The organism is Lysobacter sp. (genome assembly GCA_013141175.1).
Taxonomy (GTDB): Bacteria; Pseudomonadota; Gammaproteobacteria; order Xanthomonadales; family Xanthomonadaceae; genus Lysobacter_I.
In genome coordinates this window covers 2874555-2893547 of record JABFRN010000001.1, presented here as the reverse complement: position 1 = coordinate 2893547, position 18993 = coordinate 2874555, and the positions used below count along the sequence as shown (strand labels likewise).

The 18993-nt window shown below is 66.2% G+C and carries 14 protein-coding genes; 3 read left to right on the top strand and 11 right to left on the bottom strand.

The features are described from left to right. Window positions 1-12: 12 nt before the first annotated feature. The 3 genes from HOP03_12665 to HOP03_12655 are packed head-to-tail and all read right to left on the bottom strand — an operon-like array spanning window position 13 to window position 3520. Entirely contained in the window at window positions 13-1248 is a 1236-nt protein-coding gene (locus HOP03_12665) for an FtsX-like permease family protein (GenBank protein NOT89019.1), read from the bottom strand. Window positions 1249-1289: 41 nt separating this feature from the next. After that, on the bottom strand, window positions 1290-1982 hold the full coding sequence (locus HOP03_12660) for an ABC transporter ATP-binding protein (protein NOT89018.1): 693 nt from the start codon (window positions 1980-1982) through the stop codon (window positions 1290-1292). Between the two features lie 32 nt (window positions 1983-2014). Beyond that, window positions 2015-3520 (bottom strand): efflux RND transporter periplasmic adaptor subunit, encoded by a 1506-nt coding sequence (locus HOP03_12655; GenBank protein NOT89017.1) that lies wholly within the window; start codon window positions 3518-3520, stop codon window positions 2015-2017. Window positions 3521-3692: 172 nt separating this feature from the next. Here HOP03_12655 and HOP03_12650 point away from each other — a divergent pair, with 172 nt between their 5' ends. Continuing rightward, window positions 3693-4040 carry a DMT family protein gene (locus HOP03_12650; protein NOT89016.1) on the top strand — a complete coding sequence of 116 codons (348 nt, stop codon included), beginning with the start codon at window positions 3693-3695 and terminating at the stop codon, window positions 4038-4040. Window positions 4041-4259: 219 nt separating this feature from the next. Here HOP03_12650 and HOP03_12645 read toward each other — a convergent pair whose 3' ends face one another. From HOP03_12645 to nudE, 5 genes are read right to left on the bottom strand one after another with little or no spacing between them, the layout of a single operon-like run. Then, window positions 4260-4562: a DUF962 domain-containing protein gene (locus HOP03_12645; GenBank protein ID NOT89015.1), complete on the bottom strand. Its 303-nt coding sequence runs from the start codon at window positions 4560-4562 to the stop codon at window positions 4260-4262. A gap of 12 nt (window positions 4563-4574) precedes the next feature. Further along, complete coding sequence (locus HOP03_12640; GenBank protein ID NOT89014.1) at window positions 4575-4925, bottom strand: hypothetical protein; 351 nt, start codon at window positions 4923-4925, stop codon at window positions 4575-4577. Continuing rightward, window positions 4922-5767, bottom strand: coding sequence for a nucleoside triphosphate pyrophosphohydrolase (gene mazG, locus HOP03_12635; protein ID NOT89013.1), 846 nt, complete (start codon window positions 5765-5767; stop codon window positions 4922-4924). The genes HOP03_12640 and mazG overlap by 4 nt, the downstream gene beginning before the upstream one ends. Further along, window positions 5767-6603 carry a 3'(2'),5'-bisphosphate nucleotidase CysQ gene (cysQ, locus tag HOP03_12630; GenBank protein ID NOT89012.1) on the bottom strand — a complete coding sequence of 279 codons (837 nt, stop codon included), beginning with the start codon at window positions 6601-6603 and terminating at the stop codon, window positions 5767-5769. The genes mazG and cysQ overlap by 1 nt, the downstream gene beginning before the upstream one ends. Beyond that, entirely contained in the window at window positions 6587-7207 is a 621-nt protein-coding gene (gene nudE, locus HOP03_12625; protein ID NOT89011.1) for an ADP compounds hydrolase NudE, read from the bottom strand. The genes cysQ and nudE overlap by 17 nt, the downstream gene beginning before the upstream one ends. On the opposite strand from nudE, the gene HOP03_12620 reads away from it, so the two are divergent. Further along, window positions 7187-8623 (top strand): adenosylmethionine--8-amino-7-oxononanoate transaminase, encoded by a 1437-nt coding sequence (locus HOP03_12620; protein ID NOT89010.1) that lies wholly within the window; start codon window positions 7187-7189, stop codon window positions 8621-8623. The genes nudE and HOP03_12620 overlap by 21 nt on opposite strands. After that, complete coding sequence (locus tag HOP03_12615) at window positions 8614-9348, top strand: 16S rRNA (uracil(1498)-N(3))-methyltransferase (protein ID NOT89009.1); 735 nt, start codon at window positions 8614-8616, stop codon at window positions 9346-9348. Before HOP03_12620 ends, HOP03_12615 begins: the two co-directional genes overlap by 10 nt. Before the next feature lie 122 nt (window positions 9349-9470). Here HOP03_12615 and HOP03_12610 read toward each other — a convergent pair whose 3' ends face one another. From HOP03_12610 to HOP03_12600, 3 genes are read right to left on the bottom strand one after another with little or no spacing between them, the layout of a single operon-like run. Next, window positions 9471-9947: a chemotaxis protein CheW gene (locus HOP03_12610; protein ID NOT89008.1), complete on the bottom strand. Its 477-nt coding sequence runs from the start codon at window positions 9945-9947 to the stop codon at window positions 9471-9473. 35 nt (window positions 9948-9982) lie between these two features. Then, window positions 9983-11977, bottom strand: a complete 1995-nt coding sequence (locus HOP03_12605; GenBank protein NOT89007.1) for a hypothetical protein — start codon at window positions 11975-11977, stop codon at window positions 9983-9985. Further along, the gene (locus HOP03_12600) at window positions 11970-18953 is read right to left on the bottom strand and encodes a response regulator (protein NOT89006.1); all 6984 of its coding nucleotides are present in this window, start codon (window positions 18951-18953) and stop codon (window positions 11970-11972) included. The genes HOP03_12605 and HOP03_12600 overlap by 8 nt, the downstream gene beginning before the upstream one ends. Window positions 18954-18993: the final 40 nt, after the last annotated feature.

Below are 18993 nucleotides of genomic sequence, written 5' to 3'. Positions count from 1 at the left end.
AGCGGCAGCCGGTTACTGCTGCCGCAGCGCCTCGATCGGGTCGAGTTTCGCGGCCTTGCTCGCCGGGTAGTAGCCGAAGAACAGGCCGGTGGCGATGGAGAACCCGGCGGCGAGGCCGATGACTTTGCCGTTGAGCGCCACCGGCAGCGAACCGAACTTGCTGACCAGCAATGCGCCGACGATGCCCAGCGCGATGCCGATCACGCCTCCGATCAGCGAGATCAGCATCGCTTCGGCGAGGAACTGGCGGCGGATATCGCGCGGGCCCGCACCGACCGCCATGCGCAGACCGATTTCGCGGATGCGTTCGGTCACCGACACCAGCATGATGTTCATGATGCCGATACCGCCGACGATCAACGAAATGCCGGCGACCGCGCCCAACAACAGCGACATCAGTTTCGTCGTCTGCGTCCGCGTGGCGACGATCTCGGCGAGATTGCGCACGCTGAAATCGTCCTCCGCGCCGGGCTGGATCTTGTGGCGCTGGCGCAGCAGTGCTTCGATCTCGGCCTGCGCGGTGGACAGGCCGTCGGGATCGGCGACGCCGACCGAAATCTGCTGCACCGCGCCCGGCGGCAGCGATGCGTTGCTCGACATGCGCCGACGCGCGGTGCCCAGCGGAATCACGATCAGATCGTCCTGGTCCTGGCCGAAGCCGCCCTGTCCTTTCGATTTCAGCGTGCCGACCACGGTGAACGGCACGCGACCGAGACGGATGGTCTGGCCCACCGCTTCTTCTTCGCCGAACAGTTCGCGGCGCACGCTTTCGCCGAGCAGCGCCGACTTCGCGCCGCTGGTGTAATCGCGCGATTCGAAGCCCGGACCGCCGGCGAGTTCCCAGCCGTTGATCTCGAACCAGTCCGCTTCCACGCCCTGCCACGACGTCGACCAGTTGTTCTCGGCGTACACCGCCTGGGTGTTGCCGCGCAGCAGCGCGCTGGTGTACTGGATGCCGGGCACTTCGCGGCGGATCGCATCGGCGTCGTCTTCGGTCAGGGTGAAGAAACTGCTGGCACTCATGCGCACGCCGCCGAAACCGCGACCGGAGCCGGGCGCGATGTCGAGTCGTTGCGAACCGAGGCCGGAGACCAGTTTTTCGATCTCCGCCTGGGTGCCCTGCCCCACCGACACCATCACGATGACCGCCGCGATACCGATGATCACGCCCAGCGAAGTCAGCGCGCTGCGCAACCAATTGCCGCGCAGCGCGAACAGCGCGGTGCGCAAGACTTCAACCAGGCTCATGCCGCCGGGTGCGCGTACCGACGCATCGTGGATCGCGGTGTTCATGCTGCGGACTCCGCGTGCGGCTCGCCATCGTGCAACTCGCCGTCGCGCATCACGCAGGTGCGGTCGGCGTGCGCCGCCACTTCGGCATCGTGTGTGATCAGGATGATGGTGTGGCCCTCTCCGCGCAGGCGCTCGAACAGCGCCAGGATTTCCTGCCCGGTGCGCGTATCCAGTGCGCCGGTGGGTTCGTCGGCCATCAGGATCGCCGGACGGTGGATCAGCGCGCGCGCGATCGCCACGCGCTGCTGCTGGCCACCGGAGAGTTCGCTGGGACGATGGCGCATGCGCTCGCCCAGACCCACCGCCGTCAGCGCCTCGGCCGCACGCTGCCTGCGCTCGGCCGGCGGCACGCGCGCGTAGCTCAAGGGCATCGCGACATTGTCCTGCGCACTCATCCGCGACAGCAGATTGAAGCCCTGGAACACGAAACCGATCTTGTCGCGGCGCAGCGTGGCGCGTTCCTCGGCATCGAGCGTCGCGACATCGACGCCGTCGCACAGATAGGTGCCGGAGGTCGGCGTGTCGAGACAGCCGATCAGATTCATCAGCGTGGATTTGCCCGAACCCGACGGCCCCATGATCGCGACGAACTCGCCGTGTTCGATCTTCAGATCGACGTCCTTCAGCGCCACCACTTCGGCCTCGGTACCGGCGGCGTAGACCTTGCTGAGCGATCTGGTCTCGATCACCGGATGCGCCGGGCGGGCGCGCGGGACTGCGCTCACTTGCCGGGCTCCGCAGCCTGCACGCCGACGATGAGGTCATCGCCGGCTTTCAGGTCGCCGTTGATCTCGGTGCTGCTGCCGTCGGACGCGCCGACGCGCACCATCACCTGTTTCGGTTTGCCTTCCGCAAGCACATACACCGGCGCGCGGCGCGCACCGACCAGCGCGTTGACGGCCGCATCCCACTGCTGCCGCTGCGGGTCGCGCAACGCGGCGCGGAACTCCGCGAACTGCTGGTTCAAGCGTTCCAGCGTGCGCTGGCGCATCGCGCCGCTGGCATTGCCGTTGGCGCCGGATGCGTTGCCGCCCGCACCGGGCGGACGGCCGCCGAACAGGCCAGCGCTGGTCTGGCCCTGCGGCGGCGTCGCGGTGCGTGCGGCGATACGTTCGCGCATTTTCGTCAGCGCCGCATCGAACGCGGCCTGCTGGGTCGCATCCAACTGCAGCGTCGCCGCGATACCCGGCAGCTCGTCGGTCATGCCGCTGCCGCGCTGCGGGGTCTGCGCATCCGCCGGATCCTCGACCGGCGGCTTGAAGCGCATCGCCGCGTTCGGCGCCTTCAGGATATTGTCGCGACGGCTGACTTCGATCTCGGCATTGGTGGTCATGCCCGGCAACAGCACTTCATCGCTGTTGTCGACCGCCACCACCACCGGATAGGTGATGACATTGTTGGTGTTGGTGGCCGAAAGCCGGACCTGGCTGACTTCGCCACGGAACTGTCGATCGGGAAACGCATCGACGGTGAAACTCACCGTCTGCCCCTGCTTGACCTGGCCGATGTCGGATTCGTCCACCGCCAGCACGATCTCCATCCGCACCAGGTCTTCGGCGATCTTGAACAGCACCGGCGCCTGCAGGCTGGCGGCGACGGTCTGGCCGGGTTCGACCGAACGGTTCAGCACCACGCCGTCGACCGGCGAAAGAATCACGGTGCGACCGAGATTCAGCCGGAAATTCTGGGTCGACGCCTGCTGCTGGCGGATCTGCGCCTCGGCGGCGGCCACCTGCGCACGCGCCTGATCGCGCGCGGACAGGGCCAGGTCCAGATCGCCGCGCGCGATGAGCTTCTGCTGTACCAGTGAGGCCTTACGGCCGTAATCGGCTTCGGCGTTGCGCAGCGTGGCCTGCGCCGTCTGCAGGTTGGCGCGGGCGCTGGCGATGGTGGCGTCGCCCTGCGCGATCTGGGCCTCGAAGGTGCTTGGGTCGATACGGGCGATCACCTGCCCCTTGCGCACCCGGTCATTGAAGTCCGCCAACACTTCGGTGACCTTGCCGGAGACTTCACTGCCCACGTCCACCGTCGACAGCGCGCTGAGCGTACCGGTGGCCGAAATCGCGACCCGGATGTCGCCCTGCTCCACCTTCGCCGTGCGGAAACGCTGTTCGTCGGCGCCGCCACGACCTTTCCAGAACCACAGCGCGGCGACCAGTGCGGCGATTGCGATCGCAACGATCAGGATGCGACGCGAAAAGAAGGAACGCTTGCGGGATGGGGGCATGGGGGTCTGGGGATGGCAGGTGGAAGAATCGGCAGGCCAAAGGATGGAACGTCGGGAAGCGTCCTCCGGTTGACCATCGGGACAGCGGGATGTTCCCTGTCGCGGCGCCGGCGTCTTGGCGAACCGGGGCGTCGCCACGCATCATCGCACGATCCCCATAACCGGCGCCGCCATGCCCATCGCCCTCGAACGCTTCGTTCCCATCGTCCTGCTGCTGTGCTCGAACGTCTTCATGACCTTCGCCTGGTACGGACACCTGAAATACAAGACCGCACCGCTGGTGGTCGCCATCGCCGCGAGCTGGGGTATCGCCCTGTTCGAGTACACGTTGATGGTGCCCGCCAACCGCTGGGGCAGCACGTACTATTCGGCGCCGCAGCTCAAGGGCATGCAGGAAGTGATCACGCTGCTGGTGTTCGCGGTGTTTTCGTCGACCTATCTGGACCAGTCGCTGAAATGGAACCACTGGGCGGGCTTCGCATTGATCGCGGTCGCGGCGTGGTTGATTTTCCTGGAATGATTCGCAGCTCTTGCAGGACTGCTTTTTGTAGGAGCGGCTTCAGCCGCGAAGCCGATTCCATCTCCGTTGCGACAACCTGTGCAATCAAACGCGTGATTCCGGGATTGCTGTTCGCATGATTACGGACATGCTGCGGGCTTCGCGGCTGAAGCCGCTCCTACAGAAACGAAGCCGCTCCTACAAGAGCCGCACCTGCAAAAAAAATCGCTATGGAGCGGATCAGAACTTGATGCGTCCGATCAGGATGTCCTTGTACATCACCCAATCGCCGGCGAAGGAATAGAACGGATATTTGAACGTCGCCGGGCGGTTCTTCTCGAAGAAGAAATGCCCCACCCATGCGAACGCATAGCCACAGACCAGCGCACCCAGCAGCCACCATGCGTTGTCATGCACGATCGCCGCGAGGATGCAGCCCAGGGCGCCGGAGGTGCCGACGAAATGCAGCCGTCGGCAGACGGTATTGCGGTGTTCGCCGAGATAGAACGGATAGAACTCGCGGAAGCTGGAAAAACCGGCCATAAGCGTCTCCGATCAGGTGTTGTCCGCTGGTGTTCGGGCACGGGCGGCCACGCGCTGCAGCAGCAGGACCACACCGTACCAGAGGAACAGCATGCCGAGCAGATTCGGCACGCTCATCGACCACTCCGAATAGCGGTAACCGTAAAAAAGCAGCGCGCCGCCGAGCACGGCCAGCAGCACCGACCACACCGCGCCGACCGGCGTATCGCCGCGCGGTTCGCGCTGCCGCAGACGTCGCTCGCAGGCCGCGTCGCAGTGCAGCCCCAGGGCGCCGTCGTGCGCGCAGGTATCCGCGCACAGGCCCTTGCCGCAGGCGGTGCAGACGCCGACCGCATCCTGTTCCCGGTGGCGATGACACTTCATGCGCCCGCAACCGCATCCGCCGCTTCGGCGGCCTTGACGCGATTCCAGTACGCATCCTGCGCATCCAGCGGGAGATCGGACAACGCCACGCCATCGTCAGCGGCCATCGTTTCCATCGCCCGGAAGCGACGCTCGAATTTGTGATTTGCGCGACGCAGCGCGGCACCGGGGTCGACTTTCGCATGCCGCGCGAGATTCGCTGCGACGAACAGCAGATCGCCAAGTTCGTCCTCCAGCCGGTCGCGCACTTCGGCACTGCCGGGCGCTGCGGCGAGCGCATCGAATTCGACCCGCACTTCCTCAAGCTCTTCCTTCAATTTCTCGATCACCGGCGCCGGGCCGGGCCAGTCGAAGCCGACGGTCGCCGCCTTCTTCTGCAGCTTCACCGCGCGCTGCCATTCCGGCAGCCCACGGGCAACCCCGGCCAGTGCCGAAGCATCGGCAGCATCGCCGTGCTTCGCAAGCCTTTCTTTTTTCTTTTCCGCATCCCACATCGCATTCAGCGCATCGCTGTCGGCGATGCCCATGCCCGCGAACACATGCGGATGCCGGCGTTCCATCTTGTCGCTGATCGCGGCGACGACATCGCGGAAATCGAAGGCGCCCTGCTCTTGGGCCATGCGCGCATGGAACACGACCTGGAACAGCAGATCGCCGAGTTCGTCCTTCAGATCGTCGAGATCGCCGCGATCGATCGCATCGGCGACTTCATAGGCTTCCTCCACCGTATACGGCGCGATGGTCGCGAACGTCTGCTGGACATCCCACGGGCAGCCGCCCTGCGGGTCGCGCAGGCGGGCCATGATCATCAGCAGGCGCTGGATGTCGTTCGTGTGGCTCATTACCCGACCCATTGCCGCCATGGCAGCGCAGGATCTCCCAAGGCCACGAAGTCGCCGTTGAGCAGCGTGTCGCGCTGGTTGTAGCGGAACGGCCGGCCCTGCGGATCGAGCACGCGGCCCCCGGCCGCTTCGACGATGACCTGCCCGGCTGCAGTGTCCCATTCGCTGGTCGGCGCGAAGCGCGGGTACACGTCGATGGCGCCCTCGGCGACGCGGCAGAACTTCAGCGACGAACCGACGCCGATCGCTTCGAGTTCGCCCCTCTGCGCCGCCATCTTCGCCATGAACGCCTCGGTGCGCGCATCGCGGTGCGAGCGGCTGGCGGCGACGCGCAGCGGCGACAGCGCGGGCGTGCGCGTTTCCAGCGCGATCTCACCGACCGCATCGCGACGGTACGCGCCGTGCGCCGGATCGCCCCACCACAGTTCGCCGGTGACCGGCGCCTGGATCACGCCGAACGTGGCGACACCGTTTTCGATCAGCGCGATGTTGACGGTGAACTCGCCGTTGCGCTTCACGAACTCACGGGTGCCGTCGAGCGGATCGACCAGCCACAGCCGCGACCAGCTGCGGCGCGTGGAGATATCGGTTTCCGACGATTCCTCGGACAGCACCGGAATATCCGGCGTCAGCCGCTGCAGGCCTTCGACGATGCGCCGGTGCGATGCGAGATCGGCGGCGGTCAGCGGACTGTCGTCGGCTTTCCGATCGACATCGAACGCGCCATCGTAGATCGCCAGGATATCGGCGGCGGCGGCGATCGCCAGCGCGATCACGCTTTCGCGGATCGCGTCATCGATCAAGCTGTCGTCGGTCCTGTCATTTTGAATCGGCATGTCGCAACCACTCCCTGACGAGGAACAGCGCGGCGATCGAGCGTCCCTCGGAAAAATCTTCGGCCAGAATCAATTCGTGCAGCGCATCGAGCTTCCACGGCAGCACGTCGAGCTGTTCCGGTTCGTCGCCCGGCAGCCGCTCCTCGTACAGATCGCGCGCCAGCACCAGGATGGTTTCGTGGCCCATGTAGGTCGGCGCGAGACTGATCCGGCGCAGCACCGTCAGCGACCGCGCGCCGTAGCCGGCCTCCTCCTTCAATTCCCGATTCGCCGCTTCCTCGGGCGTCTCGCCGGCGTCGATCTTGCCCTTCACCAGGCCGAGTTCGTAACGATGGGTGCCAGCGGCGTACTCGCGGATCAGCAGCACGGTGTCGTCGTCCAGCATCGGCACCACGATCACCGCGCCGTGTTCCCCCGCAGGTGCGCGGAGATAGAGCCGGCGTTCGCCGTTGGAGAATTCGAGATCGAGTTCTTCGACCACGCGATGCGGGTCGCCCTGGTGGCGACGGACCTCGTGGATGATCGGCAGGGGCCGGGTCACGCGGCACCCGAACGGACGCGCCGCGCAGCCGGACAGGCAATAATGGGGGGGATGAAGACGCATGCGCCGATCATAAACGACAGCGGGCCGACCGACGCGGGCAACGATGCCGCCGAGCGCTGGCGCGCGCGCGATCTCGCGGTGCTCTGGCACCCCTGCACGCAGATGCGCGAACACCCGGACACCCTGCCCTTGCTGCCGGTCGCGCGCGGCGAGGGTGCATGGCTGATCGGCCACGACGGCAGCCGCACGCTGGATGCGATCAGCAGCTGGTGGACGAACATCCACGGCCACTGCGAGCCGCGCATCGCCGAGGCCATCGCCCGACAGGCGCGGACGCTGGAACACGTGATCCTGGCCGGCGTCTCGCATGCGCCGGCGGTCGAGCTGGCGGAGCGCCTGCTCGCCATCGCGCCCCGCGAGGCAGGACGCGCTGCGCTGAACAAAGTGTTCTATGCGGACAACGGTTCGGCGGGCGTGGAAGTGGCGCTGAAGATGGCGTTCCACTGGTTCCGCAACCGCGACGGCCACGACGGCGGACGCACGAAATTCGTCGCACTGGAAAACGGCTATCACGGCGAAACCATCGGCGCGCTGTCGGTGGGCGACATCCCGCTGTACCGTCGCGTCTATGCGCCGCTGCTGGTCGAATGCCTGTTCGCGCCCTCGCCCGATGCCTACCTCGCGCCCGATGGCGTCGATGCAGCAGCGCATGCCGAAGCCGCTGCGGATGCGCTCGCCGATCTGCTCGGCCGGCATCGCGGCGAAATCTGCGCGCTGATCCTCGAGCCGCGCGTGCAGTGCGCCGGTGGTATGCGCATGCACGATCCGGTCTATCTGAAACGCGTACGCGAACTGTGCGACGCCCATGAGGTGTTCCTGATCGCCGACGAGATCGCGGTCGGTTTCGGCCGCACCGGGCCGATGTTCGCGAGCGAGGATTCGGGCGTGATGCCGGATCTGCTGTGCCTGTCCAAAGGCCTGACCGGCGGCGCGCTGCCGCTGTCGGCGGTGCTGACGACGCAAGCGCTGTACGACGGCTTCCTCGACGATGCGCGCGACCGCGCGTTCCTGCATTCGCACAGCTACACCGGCAATCCGCTGGCCTGCGCGGCGGCGCTCGCATCGTTGGACATTTTCGCCAGCGACGACGTGCTCGCGCGCAATCGCGACACCTCGAAGACGATGCGCGATCTGGCGGCGGGTATCGGCACGCATCGCCATGTCGCCGACGTGCGACAGGCCGGAATGATCGTGGCATTCGAGCTCACCCGTGACGGCGACAAACGCACGCCGTTCGACCCGGCGCTGCGGATCGGTCTGCGCGCCTATCGCGCGGCGCTGGCGCGCGGCGTGCTGCTGCGTCCGCTCGGCGATGTGCTGTACTGGATGCCGCCTTACTGCATCGATGATGCGCAGTTGCAGCGACTCGCCGAAACCACCCTCGCCGCCATCGAAGAGGCCACCGCATGCGTCTGACCCGCGTCTTCGTCGACTTGCCGCTCGCGCCCGGCGCGCGCGTCGTGCTGCCCGAGAGCGCGGGCGCGCACCTCGTGCGCGTACTGCGTCTGCGCGAAGGCGAGGCCTGTGTGCTGTTCAACGGCGACGGCCACGACTACGACGCGGCCCTGCTCAGCGCGGGCAAGCGCGGGGTCGAGGCGGAAGTGAACGGCGCGCACGTCGTCGACAACGAGTCGCCGCTGCGCCTCGTGCTGCTGCAGGGCATCGCCCGCGGCGAGAAGATGGACCTGATCCTGCAGAAGGCGACCGAGCTGGGCGTCGCCGCGATCGCGCCGGTGTTCGCCGACCGCACCGAAGTACGGCTCGATGGCGACCGTCTGGAAAAGCGCGTGGCGCACTGGCGCAGCGTCGTTGCCTCGGCCTGCGAACAGAGCGGTCGCGCGCGCATTCCGGAACTGCTGCCGCCGTGTGGATTGTCCGACGCCGCCGCTGCGCTCGATGCGGATGCGCTGAAACTCACGCTCGATCCGCTCGGCGAACACCGTTTCGACACGCTGTCGCCGGTGAACGCGGCGGGCATCGTGGTCGGGATCGGGCCGGAAGGTGGCTGGTCGGAGAAGGACCGCGTGGTGCTGCGCAGCGCGGGTTTCAGCGGCCTGCGTCTCGGCCCGCGCGTGCTGCGCACGGAAACCGCCGGCCTGGCCGCGATCGCGGCGCTGCAGGCGAAGTTCGGGGATCTGTAGGTTGGGCTTGGCCCACCATTGCAACTATCAGGCAAACATTTCAATCATCGAAACCGCTTCGATCAGGTTCCGGAGCGATCGGTTACATCGTAATGGTGGGCCAAGGCCCACCCTACACACCATCACGCGGCTTGGCGCAGGACTTCGACGATCATCCGCTCGGCGGCATCGAGATCGGGCACCAGGGCCACGTCTTCGTTGAACATCACCCGCAGGCGGATGCCTTCGGGCAGCGTTTCCATGTGCTCGCTGTCGACAATGAGATTGTCGCGGGAAATCGTGACCAGGCGCGGGAAGCCCTGCGCCACCAGCGCGAAGTACGGCAATTTCGGGTCGCCGCCGAGCGCCTTGATCACGATCACCTTGGTGCCGATGGACGAGCCTTCGGTATGGGTGCCGGCGATGCGCGCGAACGACACCATCGGCAGACGCCAGCCGCGCCAGCGGATCTGGCCGAGCAGCCAGTCCGGCGCGTGCTCGATCGGCTCCGGGTCGGCGTACGACAGCACTTCGACCGTCGCCGCGTTCGGCAGCAACAGCTGCGAGCCCGCGATCTGGATAAGGACGCCACGGATATCGTTGGTGTTCGCGGTGTGCACGGGAATACTCGTCTATGCGCGTCGGTGGAGTCGGATCAGCTGGGCCAGCGCGACGCGAGTCGGCCGGCGAGTTCAGCGGGCAGTCCGGAGGCGGCGCCGCGTTTGCGCAACTCGGCGCAGGCGATGCCGTCGTAACAGTCTTCCGCCGACTGTGCGATGACCAGCGAACCGCGCGCACCGGCGGTCATTGCGGTATCGACCAGTTGCGGATCGCTGCCGCTGAGAAACACGACCGCGCTGTTGCCAGCAGGCAATGCGTCGAAGATCGCTTCGGCGGGCGCGCCATCCGCGGTGAATTCCAGTCCGCCGCGATGCGCGGCCAGACCGATGCCGTCGGGCAGGAAATAGATGGTGCCGGGCGTCGCGTCGGCGCCGTTCTGGGCCAATGCGACCGGCAACGCCGCCGCCCGCTCCATCTGCGCGACCAGCCGGTCGTAGCGACCGCCCTGCAGATGCAGACGCACCAGCACGACCGCAGGAAATTCGGCGGGTATCGACGACAGCAGCTGGCGCGCGGGATCGGGGCCGCCAAGACCGGCTTCCACCAGCACGACCCCCGTGACTTCGCCACCGAAGCCGGCCACGCCCGACTTGTCCGATGCAGCATCGTCCAGGTCGACCAGCGACAGGTTGGAGATGCGCGCTTCAAGCGCCGAGAGGTCGTGCACGCGCTGTCCGGCTGCCGGCTTTTCGACGACGGTGGGCGATTCATCCACCGACGCCAGCGACATGGTCCCCGACAGGAATCCGTCGAGCCTTTCCGACGGCGCGCGCTCGGCAGCAGACGGCGCAGACTCCACTTCGGGTGCGGGCATGCGCTCGGCCATCGCCGCTTCGAAGGACAACACTTCTTCGAACACGCGCGGCGTGGCGGCGGTTGCCGACACCGAGTCCAGATCGGGCTCGACATCGCCCTCGAAATCGAGATCCGTATCGAAACCGCCATCGAATTGCATCGGCGGGATGTCGCGACCGTCCGACACCGGAGCATCGAGCGAGAGTTCTTCGAGGAAGAACGCATCGTCGTCGAGATTCATCGGCGACACGCTGCCTGTCGGTGACGCCCTATCGGCATCCTCCTCGAACTGCACCGCATCGAGGGGCATGCGTTCGATCTGCATGTCCTCGAGTTCCACGCTTTCGATCTGCATGCTCTCGATCTGCATGCTCTCGATTTGCATGCTTTCGATCCGCGCGCTCCCGAATTGCATGCTTTCCGGAGATGGGCGTTCGGTGGACATGCCGTCCATCGACGACTCGCCCAACTCGACCGCATCCGATTCGACCACATCCGATTCGACCACATCCGATTCGACCGCATCCAACTCGATCCGCCCGGAAGCGGCCGACCCGGAAGCAGCGGCATCCAGCGATGCGGCTTCGAACGATTCGATCTCGAAAGTATCGATCTCGAACACCGCAGGCGACGGGGGTGCCGGTGGCGATACCGGATGCAATACGGGAATCGCATCGAGCAGCGTCGTATCCAGCGACAGCGCATCGTGCATGCTCGGCGTGTACTCCGCCGGCATGCCGTCGCTGGGCACGCTGTCCGCGCTGGCCGCAGCTTCCCGGGTGAAGGCCGCGAGATCCATGTCGGCATAGGCCGCCGCAGGTTTCGAAGTCCATCCCGGAGACGGTTGCCAATCCTGGTCGCTTTCGGTTCCGGGCGGCAGCACGTTGGTGTCGTGGCGCAGTTTCGCCGAGAGATGGCGAACCCAACGCGCCGCATCCCAGCCGGCGCGATGCGCGGCGAGATCGGCTTCGTCGTAGATGACGGTCAGGTTCGGATCCGTCAACAGCGCATCGAATTTTTCGAGCGCGTTTTCGATACTCGGTTCCAGCGCGATCAGGACGACCTGCGGATCGTGCGCGCGCAACGCGGCTTCGTCGGTCTGCGACGGATCGGCGACCAGCACCAGCCTGGCGCCCGCCTGGCGGAGCGCATCGGCGATGTTGTCGGCGGCCTTGCCTGCGCGCGCCAGCAGCACGACACGCGGCATCGATTCCCTGGAGAACTGGTCAGGCATCGGACCTCACCGCTTCCAGCAGGGAGAACACGTTGCGCATCAGCTCGTTTTCCTGATAAGGCTTGCCGAGGTAGCGATTGACGCCGATATCCATCGCGCGCTGGCGGTGTTTGTCGCCGGTACGCGAGGTGATCATGATGATCGGCACATTGGCCAGGCGTGGATCGGCCTTCATCGCGGTCGCCAGCTCGTAGCCGTCCATGCGCGGCATTTCGATATCGAGCAGCATCAGGTCCGGTACGCGATCGACCATGCGTTCCAGGGCATCGATGCCGTCTTTCGCGGTGACCACTTCGAAGTTGTTGCGCTCGAGTACGCGGCTGCTCACCTTGCGCATGGTGATCGAGTCGTCGACCACCATGACCAGCGGTACCGCGCGCTGTTCGGCGGCGGGCAGTTGCGCTTCCTCTTCGACCTCCGGCAGCAGCGCGGCCTGACGGCGCACCAGCGGCGCGATGTCGAGGATCACCATGACGCTGCCGTCGCCCATGATGGTGGCGCCGAAGATGCCTGGAATCGACGCGACCTGCGGGCCGATCGGCTTCACCACGATTTCGCGGTTGCCGATGATCTGGTCCACGGTCACCGCGATGTGCAGATCGCCCGAACGGGTGAGCAGCAGCGGCATCTGCAGCTGGCCTTCGGCTTTCGCCGGCGCGTGGCCGAGCAGCTTGCCGAGATCGTGCAGCACATACTCTTCGTTGCCGTAGCGGTAACTGGTGAGGTCTCCCTTCGTCAGTTCCTCGCGACGGATTCGGCCGACGCCTCGGACCGATGCGATCGGCACCGCGAACGTGGTTTCGCCGATGCGCACGAACGCCGCCTGGGTGACCGCGAGGGTCTGCGGCAGGCGCAGCGTGAAGACCGTGCCGACGCTCCGCTCGGACTGGATGTCGAGCGTACCGCCGAGCTGGCGCACTTCGCTGGCGACCACGTCCATGCCGACGCCACGGCCGGCGAGCCGGCTCACTTCCTCGGCGGTGGAGAAGCCGGGCTCGAGGATCAGCGCATCCAACTGCGCGTTGGACAGGGCGACGCCCTTGCGCACGAGACCACGGGTTTCGCCGCGTTCGCGGATCGCCTTGCGGTCGAGGCCAGCGCCGTCGTCGCTGATCTGCAGCACGACTTCCGAACCTTCCTTGCGCACCGCGATGGTGACCGTGCCCTCTTCGGGCTTGCCGGCCTGTTTGCGCTTGGCGGGTTTTTCGAGGCCGTGCGCCATCGCATTGCGGAGCATGTGCTCCAGCGGCGCGGTCATGCGCTCCAGCACGTTGCGGTCGAGTTCGCCCTGCGCGCCGTCGAGCTTGAGCTGGACCTGCTTGCCGGTGTCGGTCGCCGCCTGGCGCAGCACGCGACGCAGGCGCGGAACCACGGTGTCGAACGGCACCATGCGGGTGCGCATCAGACCTTCCTGCAGTTCCGAACTCACGCGGGACTGTTGCAGCAGCAGCGTTTCGTAACCCTGGGTCAGATCGTCGAGCGTGTTGTGCAGGCTGCCCAGGTCGGCCGCGGTTTCCGCGAGCGCGCGCGACAGCTGCTGCAGGTTGGAGAAGCGGTCGAGTTCCAGCGGGTCGAAGGTCGCGTCGCGGGTTTCGCCCTCGCGCTGGTAGCGCGCGATGATCTGCGCTTCGGTTTCGATATCGAGACGGCGCAACTGGTCGCGCAGACGCGTATTGGTCTGCTCCATTTCGGCGGTGGCGCCACGGAACGCACCGAGCTGCTGTTCGAGGCGCGAGCGATAGATCGCGACTTCACCGGCGTAGTTCACCAGGCGGTCGAGCAGTTCTGCGCGGACGCGCACCTGTTCCTGCGAACCGCGCAGACCGACGTCGTCGTCGGCGCTCACGCCGAACTCCATCGGTACGGACAACGGCTTCAGCGCGGGCAGCGCTGCATAACTCTGCGCCGACGGAAGGGCGGCATCGACGACCGCTTCGTTCGCGGCGTCGGCAACGGCCTCATCGGCAGCGGCATGCTCAGCCACTTCAGGCGACGCGACCAAGCTGACGATGGCATCGTCGACGTTGGCGTCTTCGATGAAGGTCTGTTCGACCAGCGTCGGTTCGGCGAGTTCGCCGGCTTCGAGCGCGGTCGTATCGACCACGGCCACTTCGACCACGGTGGTGTCGATGCTGTCTTCGACAAGGGCGACGTCGTCTGCAGGCACTTCCCGTGCCGGCGCATCGAAGGTGAAATCTTCGAAAGCGTAGTCGCCCAGGGAAATCTCCTCGACGGAGATCGCTTCGGCGTCGGGCGAGCCGGACGCATGCGTTCCAGCGGTCGATGCGTCTTCGGACACCGCGTCGAGGAAAGCCTCTTCGACGTGGACTGCCTCGACATCGCCCCGTGCATCGAGCGGCGCCTCTGCGGGCAACTCGACGGGGATGCCGATGGCCCGGGCATCGAAGGCGGTGATCAGGATGTCCGGCATCGCCACCGCACGTCGGTCGCCGACGCGGGTGACCATGGTGTGCAAACGGTCGAAGCCGCGCTCCAGCAGCGGAATATCCTGTTTTTCGAGCTGCAGGCGATGCTCGGCCGCCGCTTCGAGCAGCGATTCCATGGCATGGCCGAGTTCGCCGATGGCCATGATGCCGGCCATGCGCGCGCCACCCTTGAGCGTATGCAGATCGCGCTGCAGACCGATGATCGCTTCGCGTTCGTCCGGGCGCTCGCGCAGACGCACCAGCATCTGGTCGGAGTGATCGAGCAGATCGTGTCCTTCCTCGACGAAGATATCGACGAGGTCGGAATCGAGATCGGACATGTCCAGCCCGATATCCGGATCGATCACGCTCGCGCCGGTCAACACCGTCGGCGCCGTATTCGCGGCCACCGGGTCGGGCGCAATCGCGTCGACCAGCGGGATCGGCTGGGGAATCTCGCCGAAATCGGCAAACGCCGGCAACTCGATATGCTCGCCCGGCTCCGGCTCGCCGCCTTCAGCGAGCAGGCGCTCGGCTTCGAGCAGTTCCGCTTCGCGGCTTTCGGCTTCCAGGCGTTCTTCTTCCTGGGTGTCGAAGTCCTGCGCACCCTGCCCGCGAAGCGCAGCTTCGAGACGCTCGGCTTCAAGACGTTCAATTTCGGCGCGTTCGGCTTCAAGGCGTTCGGCTTCAAGGCGTTCCGCTTCAAGGCGTTCCGCTTCAAGGCGTTCCGCTTCGAGACGTTCGGCTTCGAGACGCTCGACTTCGAGGCGTTCGGCTTCGAGACGCTCGGCTTCAAGGCGTTCGGCTTCGAGACGCTCGGCTTCAAGGCGTTCGGCTTCGAGACGCTCGGCTTCGAGACGCTCGACTTCGAGGCGTTCGGCTTCGAGACGCTCGGCTTCAAGGCGTTCCGCTTCGAGACGCTCGACTTCAAGGCGTTCGGCCTCGAGGCGTTCCGCTTCGAGACGCTCGACTTCGAGACGTTCGGCTTCAAGGTGTTCGGCCTCGAGGCGTTCCGCTTCGAGACGCTCGGCTTCGAGGCGTTCTGCTTCGAGACGTTCGGCTTCGTAAGACTCCATCAGCGCCAACAGGCGTTTGGCGTCTTCCGGATCGGTCGCAACGCCCGCGTCGGCTTCGGTCGGCGTCAAGGTCGCGGCGGGCGCGACTACCGACTGGCCAAGCAGGCGCGCCAATTCATCTTCGATGTCGCTGTCCAAGGGCATGACTTCAAGCTGCGGGTCGGCGCCCACCGTCTCGACGACAGGCGGCGCTGGCGGCGCAACATCGAAATTCCCGTATGCGCTGAGATCGAGATCGGTGAGTTCGATGTCGCGAGACGCATGGGTCTCGTCGTGCTTGTACTCGAGCGGCTCATCGACCGCGCTGACCGGCCTGGATTCGGGCAGGCGATCGCGCAACTCGACGAAACGCGCGGCGAGCGCATCGCAATGCGGCACTCGGCCGCCTGCTGTCGACAACGCAGCGATGGTATCGCGGACGCGGTGGGTCAACTCGGCGATCGCGGCCACGCCTTCTGCGTCGGCCGCACCCGCAGATGCGAGCAGACGACGCACGTAACCCTCGGCCGGCGTCAGCGCATCGGTGATCGACGGCACTTCGGTCATCGCGAATGCGCCGTTCATGGTGTGGATCGCACGCACCAGCGGCTCATCGGCGACGGCTTGCGTCCCGTGCGCACGCGCCAGCCAACCGTCGATCGTATTGAGATGTCCGCCGACTTCCGCTTGCAGGATTTCGAACAGGACCGCGTCGACGCTGACCGGAATGCCTTCGTCTTCGCTTTCGATGAGCGCACCGGCCGTGAAATCCGCCACCACCGCCTCGAAGGCAACGACCGGCGCGGCCTCGACGGCTTTGGCGGCTGCCGCCATCGGCATCACTTCCTCGCCACCGGCGATACGGTCGGCGAAGGCTTCGATCGCGCGCAGATCGGTCGTGACGGCACCATCGCCGCGCAGCGCTGCATGCAATTGCGGCAAGGCCACATAGGCCTGCTCGACGATCGCGATCACCGGCGACGTCGCCGGGCGATGCCCGTCGCGCACCCGGTTCAGCATGTTCTCGATCTTCCAGCTGAACTCGCCGAGCGTCTTGGCGCCGACCAGACGGCCGCTGCCCTTGAGCGTGTGGAACACGCGGCGCACCGGCTGCAGCCGTTCGATATTGCCGGGATCGGCCTTCCAGGCCGGCAACAGCTGTCCGAGGTTGGCGATTTCCTCTTCGAATTCTTCGAGGAAGATTTCGCGGATTTCGTCGTCGATATCGTCGCTGGTCGTGTCGAAGCCGGTCGACACCTGTACCGGTACGGCCGCAGGCGCAGGCGGGGTTTCGTCGCGCGCCGGTGCGGGCGCGGTTTCGCGCGGAGGCAGGAACAACGGAACGAAAGGCGCAGCCGGCGGTTCCGCTGCAACGGCCTCAGGCTCTTCGACCGCAAGCTCTTCAACGGCAGGCTCTTCGACTGCAGGTCCGTCGACAAGCGCCTCTTCGACGAACTGTTCTCGGACAGGCAGCTCATGAGCCGGCAGTTCTGGAACCAGCGCCGCTTGAACCTGCTCTTCGTGAACCTGCTCTTCGTGAACGGGCTCTTGTTGAGCCGGTTGTTCTTGAACAAGCGGCTCTTCAACAAGGCGCGCTTCAACAAGCAGTTCTTCAACGAACCGTTCTTCCGCAGGCGGCGCGACGCTGAACTGCTCGGCGTGCGTCGTTTCGGCGATGGACGACTCGACCGGTTCCGGCATGGAAACGGGGATTCCAGGCGCGGCTTCGGCGACCCTCGGAGCGAAAGCGGGCGCCTCGACCACGGGCGCCACGGCACGCTCGGCCGGCAGCGGCCAATAGCCGAGCGTTTCGAGACTGTTGCGGGTGATGTCGAGAATATCGTCGCGCGTGGCACGCCGGTCACGCAACGCTTCGAGGTAGTACTCGAGACTGGCGAGCGCATCCGCGAAGGTGTCGAGCTGGCGGCCGTTGGGGATGCGGTGGCGGTCGAGCAGTTCGACTTCGGTGTACATCCGCACGCCGTCGAGATACTGCGCCGGCTGCGGCAACTCAAGGATATTCAGCGCGCCGGACACGTCGCGCAGGAGTTTCGGCACCGGCGCCAGTTCGGCATGGTTCCAACTGGTTTCGACGAACGCATCGAACGCCTGGCGCGCGGACGCGAAGTTGGTGATCGCTTCGCGCACGAGCACATCGAGCACCTTGCGGGCTTCGGCACCGGCGAGATCTTCCTCGGTGTCGGCGCCGTCGCCGCTGGCCAGACGCGCGACCTGATCGTCGAGCGAAGCGTCGACGTACAGCAGCGCGCCAGCGATATCGAGCAGCGCGGTTTCGTCGGCCTTGCGCTTGCTGTCGACGATTTCCTGCATTGCATCGCGCTGTTGCTGCACAAGCGTGCGCGCGAGGCCGAGGCCGAGCATGCCGAGGGTGTCGGAAACGCGCTGCAGCGCTTCCGCCTGCGGCTGCAGAGCGGCCGGATCGTTCTGGCTGGTGCGCAGATAAAGATCGAGCGCATCCTTCACGCGCAGCAGGTCTTCCTTCACCGCCGCAGCGACCGTATCGAGCAGCGAACGATTGCGGCCGGCGACGCTGCCGCGGGCATGGTCGAGTTCGGATTCGGTCGGGCGCAGCGCGTCCAGATCGAACACTTCACGCAGCTTCATCAGCGCCGGATGCACCGATTCGCTGTGCGCGACGTGATACAGCAGCTGGCGGGTCGGTTCGAGCGCGGCATCGGGCCGCGGCGCATCGAATCCGCTTTGGTTGAACGCGCCGCGCGTTTCGCGATCGACGCTGGCGAACGCCTGGCGCAGGCCGGCGCTGGACGTCATCGCACCATCGCGCAGCGCGCCGGCGACCATCGAAGCCACCCACAGCATGCGGCGCTGGGATTCGTCGGCGGTGCGGGCGAGCAAGGCTTCGGCCGCGAAGTGCAGGCCTTCGGTGTCGCCCGGCGTGCCCTGTTCCGGCCATGCGCGCAGCGCATCGCGCAAACGCGCGAGATGCGGCGCGACTTCGTTGGCGCGGGCGGCGGCCGACTGCGGGGCCGCGCGCGGCAGCGACGGCGGCAACGCACGGTCGAGATCGGGTACGAACAGTACGCTTTCGCTCAGGCCGGCGTCGCCACGGGCGGCGCGCAGTTCGTTGAGCATCGGCAACAGGACGATCGAAATTTCCTTGTGGCCGCTCTGCAGACGCTCGAGATAATCCGGCAACAACACCACGCCGCGCATCAGCGCGGAACAGGCGACGTCGCGATCGAGCGCATGACCGGCGACGCCTTCGCCGTTCTGCAACGCGACCGACAGCCGCTCCATTTCTTCGGCGACCATCGCCGGGGCGTAAAGCTCCACCATGCGCAGGGTGCCCTGCACCTGGTGCAGCAGTTCGGTGCAGACACGCATGCGGCTGGTGTCGGTCGGATCGTCGGCGAAGCCTTCGACCTCGACGCGGACCAGGCGCAGGGTCTCGTCGAGCTCGGGTTTGACCCAGCCCAGCGCGCTGTATTCGATCGCCTCGTGGAGGGCCGTCATCGTGCGCCCCCACCGGCGCCGGCGCGTCGGGTTTCAAGAT

Coding starts and splice junctions, on each gene's coding strand:
- HOP03_12665 (NOT89019.1), bottom strand. CDS start 1,248: ATGAGCCTGGTTGAAGTCTTGCGCACCGCGCTGTTCGCGCTGCGCGGC.
- HOP03_12655 (NOT89017.1), bottom strand. CDS start 3,520: ATGCCCCCATCCCGCAAGCGTTCCTTCTTTTCGCGTCGCATCCTGATC.
- HOP03_12650 (NOT89016.1), top strand. CDS start 3,693: ATGCCCATCGCCCTCGAACGCTTCGTTCCCATCGTCCTGCTGCTGTGC.
- HOP03_12645 (NOT89015.1), bottom strand. CDS start 4,562: ATGGCCGGTTTTTCCAGCTTCCGCGAGTTCTATCCGTTCTATCTCGGC.
- HOP03_12640 (NOT89014.1), bottom strand. CDS start 4,925: ATGAAGTGTCATCGCCACCGGGAACAGGATGCGGTCGGCGTCTGCACC.
- mazG (NOT89013.1), bottom strand. CDS start 5,767: ATGAGCCACACGAACGACATCCAGCGCCTGCTGATGATCATGGCCCGC.
- cysQ (NOT89012.1), bottom strand. CDS start 6,603: ATGCCGATTCAAAATGACAGGACCGACGACAGCTTGATCGATGACGCG.
- HOP03_12620 (NOT89010.1), top strand. CDS start 7,187: ATGGGGGGGATGAAGACGCATGCGCCGATCATAAACGACAGCGGGCCG.
- nudE (NOT89011.1), bottom strand. CDS start 7,207: ATGCGTCTTCATCCCCCCCATTATTGCCTGTCCGGCTGCGCGGCGCGT.
- HOP03_12615 (NOT89009.1), top strand. CDS start 8,614: ATGCGTCTGACCCGCGTCTTCGTCGACTTGCCGCTCGCGCCCGGCGCG.
- HOP03_12605 (NOT89007.1), bottom strand. CDS start 11,977: ATGCCTGACCAGTTCTCCAGGGAATCGATGCCGCGTGTCGTGCTGCTG.
- HOP03_12600 (NOT89006.1), bottom strand. CDS start 18,953: ATGACGGCCCTCCACGAGGCGATCGAATACAGCGCGCTGGGCTGGGTC.